The following is a 14,789-nucleotide window of genomic DNA, read 5'->3' on the forward strand; positions in this document are numbered from 1 at the left end:
TTCGGTGCGGACCAGGCCCCGCAAATTGTGCCGGTCATATCCCGGCGCGAACGCGCCTTCCCAGGAGGCCCTGAACGACGTCGCGGCCGTGAGGTCCCACCGGGCCTCCGCCCGCAAGATGCCGGTTTGCGCCGGCCCTGTTGCGGTGTGCCACGGACGATAGCGCCAGCGACGAGGTCTCCGGGGTTCCTGCCGCGCTCACTTTTTGTTGTTGGTCCAGAACCCGTCCCCGCCTCATTGATTGATGAGAATTCAAGGGAATCGGGAAGGATTTGTCATGCGAGCAGAGCGGATAGCGCTGGGTGTGGCGCTCACGATCGGTGGTGTCGTCGCCCAGGGCGCAGCGTTCGCCGACGACTATCGCGGAACCATGGAGCAGCAGATGGCCTGCACACCGGATGTGTGGCGCCTGTGCAGCGACCAGATCCCGGATGTGAACCGCATCGTCGCCTGTCTGCAGCAGAATACGCCGCAGCTCTCGAGCGGATGCCGGGCGGTGTTCCAGTCCAACAATCAGGCGCCGCCGCAGCAGCAGGCGCCACGCAATCGCGCCGCGCCATCCCCGCGCTACAATTCTGCGCCGCCGCCGCCCGCCGCTGCGCCATCATCCCCGCGGACCTATGACGAAGACGACTAGCGCACTCTTGAACGCTGCCGAAATGACGTCGCGTGCGATGTTTGTGGCGCTCGTGACAGTTCCGTGACAACGCCTTGGTTGCTTGGAACCGCACCGGCGCTCTCAAATCGCGTCTGTTGATCTTGCGTGGTGCAAATACACGAAGCCTCGCGAACACTGGCGCGGTTCGCATTGATGCACGTGGTTCCCACATCCACTCCGGCAAGATTCGTTCTAATTGTTTGTATGCATCGACACACGCAGCTGTTGTATGTTTATTAATGGTTGTATTGGCAAGAAGGCACCCGGAAATGCTGGAATGCCGGAATGCCAAACAACAACAGTCTTGGGTGGGATCGTTCGGAACTGGCTGACGGAATTGCGAACGCTGTGGATGACACGGCCGTTTCGTTACGGTTGTTCCGTTTGAACTGGATCATTGTCGCGGTCGTCCTGACCGTCTTTGCGCTCGGGCTTCTGCTGACGGATTTTCGGATCCGGCCCAGCGGCTATCTCTTCTTTCTCGGCATGGCCGGCCTCTACGGCTATTTTGGACTTCGCAACGTACGATCCGGGTCGAGAAATCCGCGGATCTTTGCCATCCTCTTCATGCTTGCGCAGATCGTGCTGCTGCTGCTGCTGCTGACGTCGATCGGCTACATGGCGGCTGCGGCCAATCTCCCGATGCAGGAAGCAGGGCTGCTTGCGGCGGACCGCATGCTCGGGTTCGACTTCCGGGCCTATGTCAACTTCGCGAACGACCGGCCTTGGGTGCTCCGTGCGTTCGTGTTCACCTACGATTCCCTTCACAGGCAATTGCTCGGTCTCATCATCCTTCTCCCCTTGCTCGGCTTTCATCGCCGGGCAGCGGAGTTCGTGCTGGCCTTTGCCATGACGCTGATCGCCGCAACGATCATTTCCACGCTCGTTCCGGCCATAGGCGCTTATGGAGCCGTCGGGCTCGTGCAGGCAGACCATCCGAATATCGAGCCGATCTGTTATTTCGCGACCCTGCACGAGCTTCCGCTCGTGCGCGACGGCGCCACCAGGGTTCTCGATGCATTCAACCTCGGCCCGATCCTGACCTTCCCGAGCTTCCATGCCATCTGCGCGGTGCTCTACAGCTGGGCCATGTGGCCGGTGCGTTGGCTGAGAGTCTTCGGGCTCGCGTGGAATAGCGTCATGCTGGCCGCAACGCCGGTCGGCGGAGGACACTTCTTCGCCGACATCGTCGCCGGAATCATCATCGCATTGGTCGCGATCTATATGGTCCGCCGTCTCGGGCCATACCTCGCGCGCAGTGCGCAGCCGGCGCGGCCGACATTGCTGCAGCCCGCGCGGCCGGCAATTGTCGGCGCGCAATAGCCAAACCGCTCCGGCGTTGCCGCGCCTTACGGCCTGTGCTCGCAGACGTCGACCCATTCGGCCGCGGTCAGCTCGGCCATGCGGTCGGGCGTGATGCGCACGGCGCTGTGGGTCGAGCCCGCGGCCGGCACCACGACATCGAATGCCTTGAGCGACATGTCGCAATAGACCGGCAGCGGCGATTTCAGTCCGAACGGACAGACGCCGCCGACCTCATGGCCGGTGATCTCGGCGACTTCCTCCAGCCCCAGCATCTTCGGCTTGCCGCCGAACTGCGCCTTCACCTTCTTGTTGTCCATGCGCGAGGTGCCGGCGGCGACGATCAGGATCACGCGCTCGCCGATCCGCAAGGATAGCGTCTTGGCGATCCGGCCGGGCTCGACGCCATAGGCTTCGGCGGCCAGCGGCACCGTGGCCGAGCTGATCGGGGATTCCATGACGGAGATGTCGGGGGCTTTCTCGGCGAAGAAGGCGCGTACGGATTCCAGGCTCATTCAAGTCTCACGGGCGGGCGGCGATCTCTAGACGATCCCGGGGAGTTCAGACAGCGAACGGACGTGGTGGTCCGGCGCAAAGCCAAGCTCGTCCATCTGGGTACGGATCGCCCTGAACATGGTCAGCGGTGCCACGAGTTCGTTCTCGACGCAAGCCAGCGCCATGGCTTCCGGCGTCACCCGCTCGATCCAGGCGACGTTCAGCCCGAACGATTTGGCGCCTGCCGCGTCCCAGGGATTGGACGAGACGAACAGAACCTCGTTCGGTGCGGTACCGAATGTCTCGCCGATCAGCTCATAGGCTTGCGGCGCCGGCTTGAAGACCTTCTTCGCATCGACGCTGATGGTGGCGTCGAGCAGGCGGTCGAGGGCGGTGTTGCGCACCAGCGCGCCCAGCATGTCCGGACTGCCGTTGGAGAGGATCGCGAGCTTGCGCGGCTTCAGGGCCGCGAGCGCGCTCGTTGCGTCCGGATAGAGATCGAGATGCAGGTACTTCTCGATCACGCGCTCGAATGCGGCGTTGTCATAAGCGAGCCCGAGCATGCGCAGCGTATAGGCCAGCGAGTCGCGCGTGACGGCCGTGAAATCCTGGTAGCGCCGCATCAGCGAGCGCAGCCAGGTGTATTCGAGCTGCTTGATGCGCCAGACCTGCGTGATGATCTCGCCATAGCCCGGAAACGCATCCTCGGTGATTTCCGCGACGGACTGGATGTCGTAGAGCGTTCCGTAGGCGTCGAAGACGACGGCTTTGATGGGCATCGAATGTCCTTCCGTGGCTTTTGTACCGAACGCCCGCGCTTGCGGGCGTGGTGAACGGAACTATGACCAAGTTTCATTGCAGTGGTTAGCCCACTGTGCTGAGCAATTTCGGCAGATTTATTGCTTCTTCCGACTGCGGACTTGAGCCGCTGTTCGGGATGCGGTCGCGAAAAACTTGAATGCGTCGGTCACAGCCCGAACCGTTGGCGCGTCGATCATGCCGCGGCGTGCCACCACCCCGATCCTGCGATGGACCGGAGGATTGAACGGAATCGATCTGAGTTCGTCGGCCGATCCGAAGGAGAACAATCCGACGGGGATGATCGCGACTCCGAGCTTCAATTTGACCATCCTGACCATCGTCTCGATACTGTCGAATTCCATGAAGTCGTTTACGGGCATACGGCGCTCGCGCAAGGTGGCATCGATCAGACGGCCGACGCCCATCGCCGGATCGAAGCGGATGAACGGATGCGCCCGCAAGAGATCGGCGATAGAGCCGCGGGCCAGGTCATTGTGGATGACAACCTTCAATTCCTCCTTGGAAATCGGTTCGAAGACGATCGCCGGGTCGAGCCTCTCGAGTTCCGTGACGATGGCAACGTCCAAAGCCTTGCTCTCGACCTTGAACGCAAGTTCGGGCGACAGCCCGCTCTGCACCTGGATACGCAAGCTCGCGTGGTCGGCCCGCAATCTGGACAGGGTCTGCGGGAGCAAATGCGTTGCGACGGAGGGGATCACGCCCAGTCGCAACGATCCGGTCAGGCCGGCCGTTGATGTCGAAGCAAGCAGCCGAAGCGCATCGTACCGTTCGATGATCTGACGCGCCTCGTCGACCAGTCGCCAACCGCGGGCGTTCAGCACGGGAGGTCGGCTCGCGCGGTCGAACAGCTTCGCCCGCATGTCGACTTCGAGCGCCTTCATTTGCATGCTGACGGCGGATTGGGTGATGTACAGGCGCTGGGCCGCGGCGTTGAAGCTGCCTCCGTCGGCGATGGCGACGAGGGTCCGGAGTTGTCTGATGCTCATCCCTTCAACTTAACATTTTTTGAAGTCGTTCTCATAAAATATTCGTTTGATTTTCGATAGGTTTCGGAGCGAATTCCAGCGGAGGTCCGGTTGCCGGAAAGGGGTCCACCATGGAAATGAAACTGTCGTCCGAGCAGGCAAAGCTCCGGGCCGCCGCGCGAGAGCTGGCCGAATCCGAGTTCGCGGCCAAGGCGGCCGAGGTCGATCGGACCGAATCCTATCCCTTCAATAACGTTGCCGCGCTGAAGGAGGCCGGCTTCATGGGATATACGATCCCGAAGGAGTATGGCGGCCGCGGCGGAAGCTTCTTCGAGGCCGCGCTCATCATCGAGGAGATGGCCCGCGTCTGCGGTGCGACGGGGCGGATCGCCGTCGAAGCGAACATGGGCGCCATCTCGGCCGTCATGCAGTACGGCACCGAGAAGCAGAAGCGCGTGTCCGCCGAACTGGTGCTCGCTGGCGACAAGCCCGCGATCTGCATCACGGAGCCGGAAGCCGGGTCGGCTGCGACCGAAATGGCGACACGCGCGGACAGGCGCGGCGGGATCTATGTCATCAACGGCAAGAAGCACTGGATCACCGGCGGCGGGGTCTCCAAGCTTCATCTGATCTTCGCGCGCGTCTTCGACCAGAGCGGCGTCGAGCAAGGCATTGGCGGGTTCCTCGCTGTGGCAGGGACTCCTGGACTCATCGTCGGCAAGCGCGAGCCCGCGATGGGGCTGCGCGGGATACCGGAGACGGAGATCATCTTCAATGACCTCGAGATCGCGGAAGACATGCTCGTGCTGCCGCCGCGCGGTTTGCGCCGCGGCTTTGCGGATCTGATCAACGCGTACAACAGCCAACGCGTCGGCGCGGGCACCGTCGCACTCGGGATCGCCCAAGGGGCGTTCGAGAGAGCCTTGGCCTTCGTGAAAGAGCGCGAGCAGTTCGGGCGTCCGATCGCCGAATTCCAAGGCCTTCAATGGATGGTGGCAGATATGGCTATCGCGCTCAACGCAGCACGGCTCTCACTTCACCAGGCCGCTCTAAGCGCCGACCCGTTCCCCGACCCCTTGCTGGCGGCGCAGGCGAAGATCATCGCCTCGGAGACCGCCAACGCGGTCACCAATCAGGCTCTTCAACTCTTCGGCGCGCGCGGATACTCCAGGGACTATCCGATGGAACGCGCCGTCAGGGACGCGCGCATGTTCACGATCGCCGGCGGCACCGCGCAGGTTTTGAGGACGTTGGTCGCCTCCCGGGTGCTCGGCATCAAGGCTCCGCAAACGCGGGACGGCTACGGCAAACCGACTGCCGCGATCCGTACTGCGGCCGAATAGTTAGGGCCGCTTCGCTTCTGGCGACGATCAGCCGCGACTGAAAATGCCGGGGAGCACGCCCGCCGGTTTCTCTGACTAATCGCGATCGCTCCTCGCAAAGCTCGAGGAAACGGAGACTTCATGTTTGACGATCGAAATCTGAAGCTGAGCTCCAGAAACGAGGACGCGGTGACCACCTACAATCAGGCGGTCGGGAGTTTCCTCGAATATCGTACGACTGCGATGTCCTTGGCGAAGCGGGCGACGGACCTGGATCCGGAGTTCTGCATGGCGCACTGCTTGCGGGGTTACTTCTTCATGGTCTTCGGGACACTTGCGGTTCTCGACAAGGCTAGAGGGGCCCTTGGCGAGGCCCAACGCACGTCCGAGGCAGCCACGGATCGCGAAAGGCGACATGTCGACGGCTTGCGTCTTTGGATCGACGGCGACCTGCTGGCCGCGAACGCGTGCTGGGAGCGCATCCTCTGCGATCACCCGCACGATCTTTTGGCCCTGCGCCTCCACCACTTCAACAGCTTCTGGACGGGACAAACGCGTGCGCTGAGGTCGGTCCCGGCCTCGGTGCTGGCCGACTGGCGGAAGGACATGCCGGGATACGGCAACCTTCTCGGCATGCTTGCCTTCGGATGCGAGGAGAATGGCGATTACATCAACGCCGAGCGCTATGGACGTGAGGCCTCCGATGTCAGTCCGGACGACCTGTGGGCGCTTCATGCCGTCGCGCACGTGCTTGAGATGCAAGGACGGTACGACGACGGCTTGAGGTGGCTCGACCATCCGCTCGACATCTGGAACGACCGGAACCCGTTTCGTCGGCACCTGTGGTGGCACAAGGCGCTATTCAATATCGATGCGGGCCGGCTCGATGGGGCACTGGAACTGTACGACGCGGCCGTGATGGGCGAGAAGTCGGATTTCTATCTGGACATCCAGAATGCGGCATCGCTGTTGACACGACTGGAATTCCGTGGCGTCGACGTCGGTGCCCGCTGGACGAAGCTGGCGGACTACGCTGAAAATCACATCGACGACCATGCTTTGATCTTCACCGACATTCATTTCGTCATGTCGTTGGCGCGCGAGGGCCGGTTCGATGCGGCCAGGCGACTGATCGATTCCATGAAGTCCTATTCGGGCGACCAGACGAAGTACGTCAGTAGTGTGATCCGGAATCTTGGCGTCCCGCTTTGCGAAAGCATCGTCGCCTTCGAGCAGAAGCGATATGAAGACGCGATCGACGGTATCCTGCCCCTGCGTCACGTCACGGGTCCGGTCGGCGCAAGCCATGCCCAACGTGACATCTTCGACCAGTATCTTCTCGAAGCTGCTTTACGCGCCGACAAGACGTCTCTGGCTGAGAAGCTCATTCAGGAACGCAGGTTTTTGAAGCGGGGCCGCCAGGAAAGCGGACGCGAATCCGCGAAGTCGCACGCGGATTTGACGCCGTGAGCTCTCTTCGTGAAATGGCCGGACTGATCGAGCGCGCGATGACCGTCGCGCTGCCGGTTCCGCCGGGGTCACTTCCACTCGTAGCCCAAACCTGGACCAAGATGGGTTGCGCCAACGCGCTGCTATCAGGGGTGGAGCAGATATCGGACGAAGTGCAGCGCTGACTAGACGGTCGGCTAAGGTCCTCGCCGCGTCCAGGTCGCCCGCTCGGCGTATACTTGGCTGACCTCCGCCATGTGCTCCGTGCCCCACGTGCAGAGCGGCACCAGAGCCTGAGCGAGGCTGTGACCTAAAGCCGTGAGACTGTAGTCTACCCGCGGCGGCACCTCCTTGTAGTCGGTCCGCTTCACGAGGCCATCGGCCTCGAGCTCCTTGAGCTGCTGGATCAGCACCTTGTCGCTGACATCGCGCACGGATCGTCGAAGCTCGCCGTAGCGCGTGGGGCCGCCCTGGGCGAGGAAGTACAGGATCAGCGGCTTCCACTTGCCGGACACGACCCGCAAGGTCGCGTCGAGGCCGCAGGTGAAGCCGGGCAAATTCGGCGTGCAGCTCTGGACGGAAGGTGAAGGCTGCGCGGGCGAGGAGAATGCGTCTGACATTTTTTGGGCACTTACCAAAAGGTGCATACTTGTCGATAGGTGGGTGGGCCGCCAGCTCAGTGCAACCTCAGTGAAGGAGCACATCATGAGCAGACTACAAGGCAGGACGGCGGTGGTGACGGGCGGCGGAACCGGCATTGGATTCGGCGCGGCGAAACGGTTCGTCGACGAAGGCGCGTTCGTTTATCTCTTCGGGCGTCGGCAGGAGCCGCTCGACGCTGCCGTGGCGCAGCTCGGATCCTCGGCGCGGGCCGTCAGAGGTTCGGTGACGGATCTGTCCGACCTCGATCGGCTCTACGCCGCGGTCAAGGCCGAGCGAGGCAAGGTCGACGTTCTCTTTGCCAATGCCGGGACCGGAGCGTTTGCGCCGCTCGGCGAGATCACGCCCGAGCACTACGACCAGATCTTCGACGTCAATGTGAAGGGGCTGGTGTTCACGGTGCAGAAGGCCCTGCCGCTGATGACGAAGGGCTCGTCGATCATCCTCACCGGCTCGAGCACGGGCGTGATGGGGACGCCGCAATTCAGCATCTACAGCGCGACCAAGGCTGCGATCCGCAATCTGGCGCGGAGCTGGGCGCTTGATCTGCGCGGCAGCGGCATCCGCGTCAACGTGCTGTCGCCGGGGCCGACCAGGACGGAGCTGGCACTCGAGGTGGTCGGCGAGGAAGCGTTCGATGCGCTCGGAAGCGCCACGCCGATCGGACGCCTGGGCGATCCCTCCGAGACCGGAGCGGTGGCCGCGTTCCTGGCGTCGTCGGACAGCAGCTACATGACCGGCGGCGAAGTCTTCGTCGACGGCGGCCTCGCGCAGGTCTGATGTCAGGCCTGACGTCTTGAACCGTGAGGGCTTCGGTCGCGCGACCGAAGCCCTTGATGCGTTTCTAGATCCCCAGCAGCTTGCGCGCGTTGGCCTTCAGCACCTTCGGCCGGATCTCGTCGCGGATCTCGATCTTGGCGAAGTCCGACAGCCAGCGGTCGGGCGTGATCACCGGCCAGTCCGAGCCGAACAGCATCTTGTCCTGCAGGATCGAGTTGATGTAGCGCACCAGGATCGGCGGGAAGTACTTTGGCGACCAGCCCGAGAGGTCGATGTAGACGTTGGGCTTGTGGGTCGCGACCGACAGCGCCTCTTCCTGCCAGGGGAAGGAGGGATGGGCGAGGATGATCTTGAGGTCGGGGAAGTCGGCCGCGACGTCGTCCATGTACATCGGGTTGGAATATTTCAGCCGCATGCCCATGCCGCCCGGCATGCCCGAGCCGACGCCGGTCTGGCCGGTGTGGAACAGCGCGATCGCGCCGCCATTGTTGATCTCTTCATAGAGTGGGTAGGCCATGCGGTCGTTGGCGTAGAAGCCCTGCATGGTCGGGTGGAATTTGAAGCCGCGCACGCCGTATTCCTCGATCAGCTTGCGCGCCTCGCGTGCGCCGAGCTTGCCCTTGTGCGGGTCGATCGAGACGAAGGGGATGAGGACGTCGAGATGGTCGGAGGCGATCTCCAGCATCTCTTCGTTCTTGTAGCGGCGGAAACCGGTCTCGCGCTCGGCGTCGACCGGGAAGATCACCGCGGCGATGTTCTTGGAGCGGTAGTAGGCCGCCGTCTCCGGCACGGTCGGCGGATGCTTGTGCGGCGACTTGAAGTACTCCGCCATCTGCGCCTGGAAATCGTCATAGCCGTCGTCGGGATGGGTGCCGCAGGGCTCCTCGGCATGGGTGTGGATGTCGATGGCGACGACTTTGTCGATATCAGGCAGCTTCAGCTTCGGCATGGGTGTCCTCCCGACGTGTTGCCAAATTGATTATATGATATAACGAATTTGGCAAGCGCCGCCGGTGGCAAAACTGCTGCCCGTCAAAGTCTTTGCTGTGAGCGGCCGCGTACACGCAGATCCGGCCGATCCGGCCGTTTCTACTGTGCATGGGGTTGTTTTCGAGATTTTGCTGGGGTGGAACCGGGCAGTTAACATTGACATGACCTCCCACCATGCCTTAAGAACCGCCGCATCCCGGGCGGCCGGTCCGCCAGCGGGAAAGATCTCATTTTGCCACATTCGCGCGTGCCGAAACGGTAGTGCCGAACACGGCCTTTCGAACGTTCAGGATTCTGCCATGAAGGTCCGTAACTCGTTGAAGTCGCTGCGCGGTCGCCATCGCGCCAACCGCCTGGTCCGCCGCAAGGGCCGGGTCTACGTGATCAACAAGGTGCAGCGCCGCTTCAAGGCTCGCCAGGGCTGAGCTTGCCCTCGCGGTCGCCTTTGCGCGCCCCGAAAGACCACGGTCTCACACGAGTTTGACGCCGCCTTTGCTTTGCAAGGGCGGCTTTGCGCGTTTAGACTTTGACCATGGCAGTGAGATTCCGTTTCGCGCGCACTTTGTGTCTGGCCCTCGTGCTGGGGACCGCCGGCCTTGCTCCGGCCCTGGCCCAGCAGATTGAGCCGCCGTCCCCGCAAGGCAAGCAGAAGAAGCTCCCGGAAGCGCCGTCCAAGCTGCCCAAGGTCGACCGCAGCAAGAATCTCGATTTCCTGTTCGGCGCGCTGAAGGCAGCGCCCGACGAGGCCAGCGCCAAGCATGTCGAGGCGAGGATCTGGGCGATCTGGCTGCAGACCCCGAGCGACACCGCGGCGCTGTTGATGCAGCGGGCCAAGACCGCAGTCGACGCGCAGAAGATCGAGATTGCGATCAAGCTGCTGGATTCGGTGATCAAGCTCCGGCCCGATTACATCGAGGCGTGGAACCGGCGCGCGACGCTCTATTACATGCAGAACGATTACGGCCGCTCGCTCGCCGACATCCGCGAGGTGCTGATCCGCGAGCCCCGCCATTTCGGCGCGCTCGCAGGGCTCGGCATGATCATGCAGGAGGTCGGCGACGAGAAGCGTGCGCTCGAGGCCTATCGCAAGGCGCTCGCCGTCAATCCGCATCTCGAGAAGATCCCCGACCAGGTCAAGGCGCTGACCGAGAAGGTCGAAGGCCGCGACATCTAGCCCAAAACTCGATCCGTTCTTGAGCGAATGCGGCGCCCGCGGGTTAACCACGATGGCAAGCGCGGCGTTTTGAGGGCTATTGCCCGCACGGCCGCAGGCCTACCTGCATCGCAGGAGCAAAGCCATGAAGCGTTTGATCTTTGCGGGTAGCTTGCTGCTCGCGTCGGGGACGATGAGCCTCGCCGACGGGTTGTTCTGGGTGGTCGGCAACCGCGCCACCGGCAAATGCAACATCGTGACCAGCAATCCGGTCATCAACGGCGATATCTGGTTCGGCGACGGACCCTACAAATCCATGGCCGATGCCAAGCTTGCCCGTTCGACGATCCGCGCCTGTCCGCCGGTCGCACCCGACGAGGACAAGGACGAGGACAGCTCGGACTAGGTCGCCGGCTGCACGTTAATGCAGGGCGCTCCCGCCGCGCTCGGCGAGGCCGCGATCGGCCACTGCGGCATAAGCCTTCGCAAGCTCGGTCTCGAGGTGCTCGTTGATGAGGAGCAGCGCGCGCACGGCACCGCGCAGGTCGCCGTTGCAGCTCGCTACGATCTCGTCGATCGCAGTGTCGTTGGATCTGATGCTCATCGAAATTCTCCGGTTCAAATCAGGACAAATCCTGCCGGCCTTTCCCGCATTCCCCGAGGTCGCGGGGAGGATCGGCGCCCACCCGCGTGTAAGAGGCGGAACCGACCGTGGCGATTATAAGGAAACCGCGATGACGGCTCCATGAAGCTGTTCCGAAGCTTGCGTGCGAACAAGAAAAACGTTGATTCCATTGATCTTTTTCAGCCCGCAATTATGCACATATCCACAGCCCCTCATTTCCGGTGGAAGTGGAGGAGAGCCTCGGGCGAAACTGCCCTGCGCAGCATTCGTAGTTGTGAAGTGCCCTGGATTGCCCGGATTCTCTCCATGATCGTGATCTCAGTCGTGACGGCGCTGGTCCTGCTGGCGCTGGCCACGCAGGCCGGCGTCGTGGCCGTGCAGCGTGCCTTTCCGCCGCAGGGCCGCATGGTCGAGGTCGACGGCGCGAGCCTTCATGTCGTTGACATCGGCCCGCGCGAGGCCGGCCTGCCGATCGTGATGCTGCACGGCGCAAGCTCCAATCTCGAAGCGATGCGGCGTCCGCTCGGCGATCTTCTCGCCAAGAATCACCGCGTCATCCTGATCGACCGTCCCGGCCACGGCTGGAGCACGCGTGCGCGGCGGCAGGATTCGACGCCGCAGGTTCAGGCCCGGATGATCGACGAGGCGCTTGGCAAGCTCGGCATCGCGCGCGCGGTCTTCGTGGTGCATTCCTGGAGCGGTGCGCTCGGCGCGCGCCTCGCACTCGATCATCCCTCCCGCGTCGCCGGCCTCGTGATGCTGGCGCCGGTCACCCATCCCTGGCGCGGCGGCGTCGGGCGCTACAACGAACTGATCGCAACGCCCGTGATCGGCCCGCTGCTCGCCTACACCATCACGCTGCCGCTCGGCTATTTCGTCACCGAAGCCGGCGCGCGCAACGTGTTCCTGCCGCAGACCATGCCGGATGGTTTCGTGCAGGACTCCGCGACGCCGCTGTTGCTGCGCCCGCGCGAGTTCATCGCCAATGCCTATGATCTGGTGACGCTGAAGGAGGCCGTTGTCGCGCAAGTGGCGCGCTATGGCGAGATCACTGCGCCGGTCACGATCATCGCCGGCGAGCCCGACAAGACGGTGAAGACCGGCATCCACGCGCGTCCGTTCGCCGCGACCGTGCCGAATGCAAAGCTGATCGTGCTACCCGATCTCGGTCACATGGTGCAGAACGCGGTGCCGGATCTCGTGACGTCGGAGATCGAGGCGATGATCGGGAAGATCGCGCCGGCGCGGGCCGCCGCCGACTAGAGCGTTCTCGAGCGAGGTGGATGCCGCCTCGCGGAACGGAAACGCGTCAAACAAAAAGCCGGAGCCTCGGCTCTGACCCGGTCAGAACCGAAGCTCCGGCGATCGCCGTTTGCGCGCTTACTGCTTGATCTTCCCGTCCTTGTCGAACTGAGAGATGAAGGCCCAGAGATTGTTGACCTCGTTCTCGTTCTTGATGCCGGCGAACGCCATCTTGGTGCCGGGGATCTTGGCCTTGGGGTCCTTGATGTATTCCTTGAACGTGGCTTCGTCCCAGGTGATGCCGGAATTCTTGTTCGCGTCCGAATAATTGTAGTCCGGCGCGGTGCCCGACTTGCGGCCGTTGAGGCCGTTGAGCTCCGGGCCGACCTTGTTCTTGGCGCCTTCGCCGATCGCGTGGCAGGCCAGGCATTTGTTGAATGACGATTTGCCGGCCGCGACATCCTGCGCCATCGCGGCGGGTGCGGTGGCAGTCACGGTGAGGATCATCAGTGCGCCAAAAGTCAGTTTTGTCATCGGGTGCTCTTCGTCTCTTCCCTGGTGGGTCTGGCCTGTTCAGTGTCCTTGCCTGGTCGGCAGTCGTCGAACCCACCGGTTTTGGCAGGCCCGCCCGGCTTGGACAAGCCACGAAACCATGACAGGTTTCATCATTTCCTACTTGTCCCAGAGCGAACTCGCCGAAGATCGCTGCTCCGACTTTCGGATGGCCTACCCAAACAGGCGCGGACATGATTGATTTGTCGTGATAAATCGACCGTTCGCCGCGATTGGAAGGAAAGTGCCATGGCCATCATGATGCCTGCGAGTGACCAGGCCGTGCTCGCGCGCCGCGCTGAGATCGTGGCTGCATTGCGCGCAATCGTGCCCGGCGAAGGCGTGATCGACAGCGCAGCCGAGATGCGGGCCTATGAATCGGACGGGCTGACCGCCTACCGGCAGCCGCCGATGGTCGTGGTTCTGCCCGACACGACCGAACAGGTCTCGCTGGTCCTGAAATATTGTGCCGCACAAGGCATCAAGGTGGTGCCGCGCGGCTCCGGCACCTCGCTGTCCGGCGGCGCGCTCCCGCTCGAGGACGGCGTCCTGCTCGGCCTCGGCAAGTTCAAGCGCATCCGCGAGATCGATTTCGACAACCGCGTCGTCGTCACCGAGCCCGGCGTCACCAATCTTGCGATCAGCCAGGCGGTCGCGCATGCCGGCTTCTATTACGCCCCCGATCCGTCCTCGCAGATCGCCTGCTCGATCGGCGGCAATGTCGCGGAGAATTCCGGCGGCGTGCACTGCCTGAAATACGGCATGACCACCAACAACGTGCTCGGCTGCGAGATCGTGCTGATGAGCGGCGAGATCCTGCGCATCGGCGGCAAATCCGCCGAGAACCCCGGCTACGATCTGATGGGCGTCATCACCGGCTCGGAAGGGCTGCTCGGCGTCATCACCGAGATCACGGTGCGCATCCTGCAGAAGCCGGAAACGGCGCGCGCGCTGATGGTCGGCTTCGCGCAAGTCGAGGCGGCCGGCGAATGCGTCGCGCGCATCATCGGCGCCGGCATCATTCCCGGCGGCATGGAGATGATGGACAAGCCCGCGATCCACGCCGCCGAGGCCTTCGTCCATGCCGGTTATCCGCTCGACGTCGAGGCGCTGCTCATCATCGAGCTCGACGGTCCCAAGATCGAGGTCGACGAGCTGATCACGCGGGTCGAGACCATCGCCAATGCCTGCGGCTCGACCACCTGCCAGATCTCGACCTCGGAGGCCGAGCGCAACCTGTTCTGGGCCGGCCGGAAAGCGGCATTCCCCGCGGTGGGGCGCATCTCACCCGACTATCTCTGCATGGACGGCACCATTCCGCGCGGCGCGCTGCCGAAGGCGCTCGCCCGCATCCGCGAGCTCTCTGAAAAGTACCAGCTCGGCTGCGCCAATGTGTTCCACGCCGGCGACGGCAATCTGCATCCGCTGATCCTCTACGATGCCAACAAGCCCGGCGAGATCGAGCGCGCCGAAGCCTTCGGCGCCGACGTCCTGCGCGCCTGCGTCGAGTTCGGCGGCGTGCTCACCGGCGAGCATGGCGTCGGCATCGAGAAGCGCGATCTCATGCCCGACATGTTCACCGAGATCGACCTCAACCAGCAGCAGCGCCTGAAATGCGCCTTCGACGCGCAGGGCCTGCTCAATCCCGGAAAAGTGTTCCCGACCCTGCACCGCTGCGCGGAGCTCGGCCGGATGCATGTCCATGCCGGCAAGCTGGCATTCCCGGATCTGCCGCGGTTCTAGGGTAACCACGTGAAGGGAAGGGACTTGCGGT

18 protein-coding genes are annotated in these 14,789 nt (G+C 63.1%); 11 read left to right on the forward strand and 7 right to left on the reverse strand.

The features are described from left to right. Positions 1-277: 277 nt before the first annotated feature. Together A7X65_RS18315 and A7X65_RS18320 are read left to right on the forward strand one after the other, a co-directional pair. On the forward strand, positions 278-637 hold the full coding sequence (locus A7X65_RS18315; protein WP_082884974.1) for a hypothetical protein: 360 nt from the start codon (positions 278-280) through the stop codon (positions 635-637). Positions 638-943: 306 nt separating this feature from the next. Next, positions 944-1,981 (forward strand): phosphatase PAP2 family protein, encoded by a 1,038-nt coding sequence (locus A7X65_RS18320; RefSeq protein WP_082884975.1) that lies wholly within the window; start codon positions 944-946, stop codon positions 1,979-1,981. Positions 1,982-2,007: 26 nt separating this feature from the next. Here A7X65_RS18320 and A7X65_RS18325 read toward each other — a convergent pair whose 3' ends face one another. From A7X65_RS18325 to A7X65_RS18335, 3 genes are all read right to left on the reverse strand, one after another. Then, positions 2,008-2,475: a YbaK/EbsC family protein gene (locus tag A7X65_RS18325; RefSeq protein WP_063687131.1), complete on the reverse strand. Its 468-nt coding sequence runs from the start codon at positions 2,473-2,475 to the stop codon at positions 2,008-2,010. A gap of 27 nt (positions 2,476-2,502) precedes the next feature. Continuing rightward, positions 2,503-3,234 (reverse strand): haloacid dehalogenase type II, encoded by a 732-nt coding sequence (locus A7X65_RS18330; RefSeq protein WP_063687133.1) that lies wholly within the window; start codon positions 3,232-3,234, stop codon positions 2,503-2,505. Positions 3,235-3,351: 117 nt separating this feature from the next. After that, positions 3,352-4,263: a LysR family transcriptional regulator gene (locus A7X65_RS18335; protein ID WP_063687135.1), complete on the reverse strand. Its 912-nt coding sequence runs from the start codon at positions 4,261-4,263 to the stop codon at positions 3,352-3,354. A gap of 110 nt (positions 4,264-4,373) precedes the next feature. Here A7X65_RS18335 and acdA point away from each other — a divergent pair, with 110 nt between their 5' ends. The 3 genes from acdA to A7X65_RS41815 all read left to right on the forward strand — a co-directional run bounded on the left by acdA (position 4,374) and on the right by A7X65_RS41815 (position 7,198). Further along, positions 4,374-5,585 carry a 3-sulfinopropanoyl-CoA desulfinase gene (acdA, locus tag A7X65_RS18340; RefSeq protein WP_063687137.1) on the forward strand — a complete coding sequence of 404 codons (1,212 nt, stop codon included), beginning with the start codon at positions 4,374-4,376 and terminating at the stop codon, positions 5,583-5,585. Between the two features lie 120 nt (positions 5,586-5,705). After that, positions 5,706-7,034 carry a tetratricopeptide repeat protein gene (locus A7X65_RS18345; protein ID WP_063687139.1) on the forward strand — a complete coding sequence of 443 codons (1,329 nt, stop codon included), beginning with the start codon at positions 5,706-5,708 and terminating at the stop codon, positions 7,032-7,034. Then, complete coding sequence (locus tag A7X65_RS41815; RefSeq protein ID WP_156527861.1) at positions 7,031-7,198, forward strand: hypothetical protein; 168 nt, start codon at positions 7,031-7,033, stop codon at positions 7,196-7,198. Before A7X65_RS18345 ends, A7X65_RS41815 begins: the two co-directional genes overlap by 4 nt. A 12-nt stretch (positions 7,199-7,210) precedes the next feature. Here the strand turns inward: A7X65_RS41815 and A7X65_RS18350 are convergent, their stop codons facing one another. After that, on the reverse strand, positions 7,211-7,570 hold the full coding sequence (locus A7X65_RS18350) for a winged helix-turn-helix transcriptional regulator (RefSeq protein WP_063687141.1): 360 nt from the start codon (positions 7,568-7,570) through the stop codon (positions 7,211-7,213). A gap of 148 nt (positions 7,571-7,718) precedes the next feature. Between A7X65_RS18350 and A7X65_RS18355 the strand changes: the two genes are divergently transcribed. Further along, a complete protein-coding gene (locus A7X65_RS18355; protein WP_063687799.1) occupies positions 7,719-8,453 on the forward strand; it encodes an SDR family NAD(P)-dependent oxidoreductase in 735 nt (244 codons plus the stop codon). A gap of 64 nt (positions 8,454-8,517) precedes the next feature. Here the strand turns inward: A7X65_RS18355 and A7X65_RS18360 are convergent, their stop codons facing one another. Continuing rightward, complete coding sequence (locus A7X65_RS18360; protein WP_063687142.1) at positions 8,518-9,402, reverse strand: amidohydrolase family protein; 885 nt, start codon at positions 9,400-9,402, stop codon at positions 8,518-8,520. A gap of 340 nt (positions 9,403-9,742) precedes the next feature. On the opposite strand from A7X65_RS18360, the gene ykgO reads away from it, so the two are divergent. The 3 genes from ykgO to A7X65_RS18375 all read left to right on the forward strand — a co-directional run bounded on the left by ykgO (position 9,743) and on the right by A7X65_RS18375 (position 11,002). Continuing rightward, the gene (gene ykgO / locus A7X65_RS18365; RefSeq protein WP_006611362.1) at positions 9,743-9,868 is read left to right on the forward strand and encodes a type B 50S ribosomal protein L36; all 126 of its coding nucleotides are present in this window, start codon (positions 9,743-9,745) and stop codon (positions 9,866-9,868) included. Between the two features lie 107 nt (positions 9,869-9,975). Beyond that, positions 9,976-10,617 carry a tetratricopeptide repeat protein gene (locus tag A7X65_RS18370; RefSeq protein WP_063687144.1) on the forward strand — a complete coding sequence of 214 codons (642 nt, stop codon included), beginning with the start codon at positions 9,976-9,978 and terminating at the stop codon, positions 10,615-10,617. A 124-nt stretch (positions 10,618-10,741) separates the two neighbouring features. Beyond that, entirely contained in the window at positions 10,742-11,002 is a 261-nt protein-coding gene (locus A7X65_RS18375) for a hypothetical protein (protein WP_063687147.1), read from the forward strand. 15 nt (positions 11,003-11,017) lie between these two features. Here A7X65_RS18375 and A7X65_RS18380 read toward each other — a convergent pair whose 3' ends face one another. After that, complete coding sequence (locus tag A7X65_RS18380) at positions 11,018-11,200, reverse strand: hypothetical protein (protein WP_063687148.1); 183 nt, start codon at positions 11,198-11,200, stop codon at positions 11,018-11,020. 327 nt (positions 11,201-11,527) lie between these two features. Between A7X65_RS18380 and A7X65_RS18385 the strand changes: the two genes are divergently transcribed. After that, on the forward strand, positions 11,528-12,484 hold the full coding sequence (locus tag A7X65_RS18385; protein WP_063687150.1) for an alpha/beta fold hydrolase: 957 nt from the start codon (positions 11,528-11,530) through the stop codon (positions 12,482-12,484). A gap of 117 nt (positions 12,485-12,601) precedes the next feature. Here A7X65_RS18385 and cycA read toward each other — a convergent pair whose 3' ends face one another. After that, entirely contained in the window at positions 12,602-12,997 is a 396-nt protein-coding gene (cycA, locus tag A7X65_RS18390) for a cytochrome c-550 CycA (protein WP_063687152.1), read from the reverse strand. A gap of 267 nt (positions 12,998-13,264) precedes the next feature. On the opposite strand from cycA, the gene A7X65_RS18395 reads away from it, so the two are divergent. Next, the gene (locus A7X65_RS18395) at positions 13,265-14,758 is read left to right on the forward strand and encodes an FAD-linked oxidase C-terminal domain-containing protein (RefSeq protein WP_063687153.1); all 1,494 of its coding nucleotides are present in this window, start codon (positions 13,265-13,267) and stop codon (positions 14,756-14,758) included. Positions 14,759-14,789 lie beyond the last annotated feature (31 nt).

The organism is Bradyrhizobium stylosanthis, assembly GCF_001641335.1.
GTDB classification, from domain to species: Bacteria; Pseudomonadota; Alphaproteobacteria; order Rhizobiales; family Xanthobacteraceae; genus Bradyrhizobium; species Bradyrhizobium stylosanthis.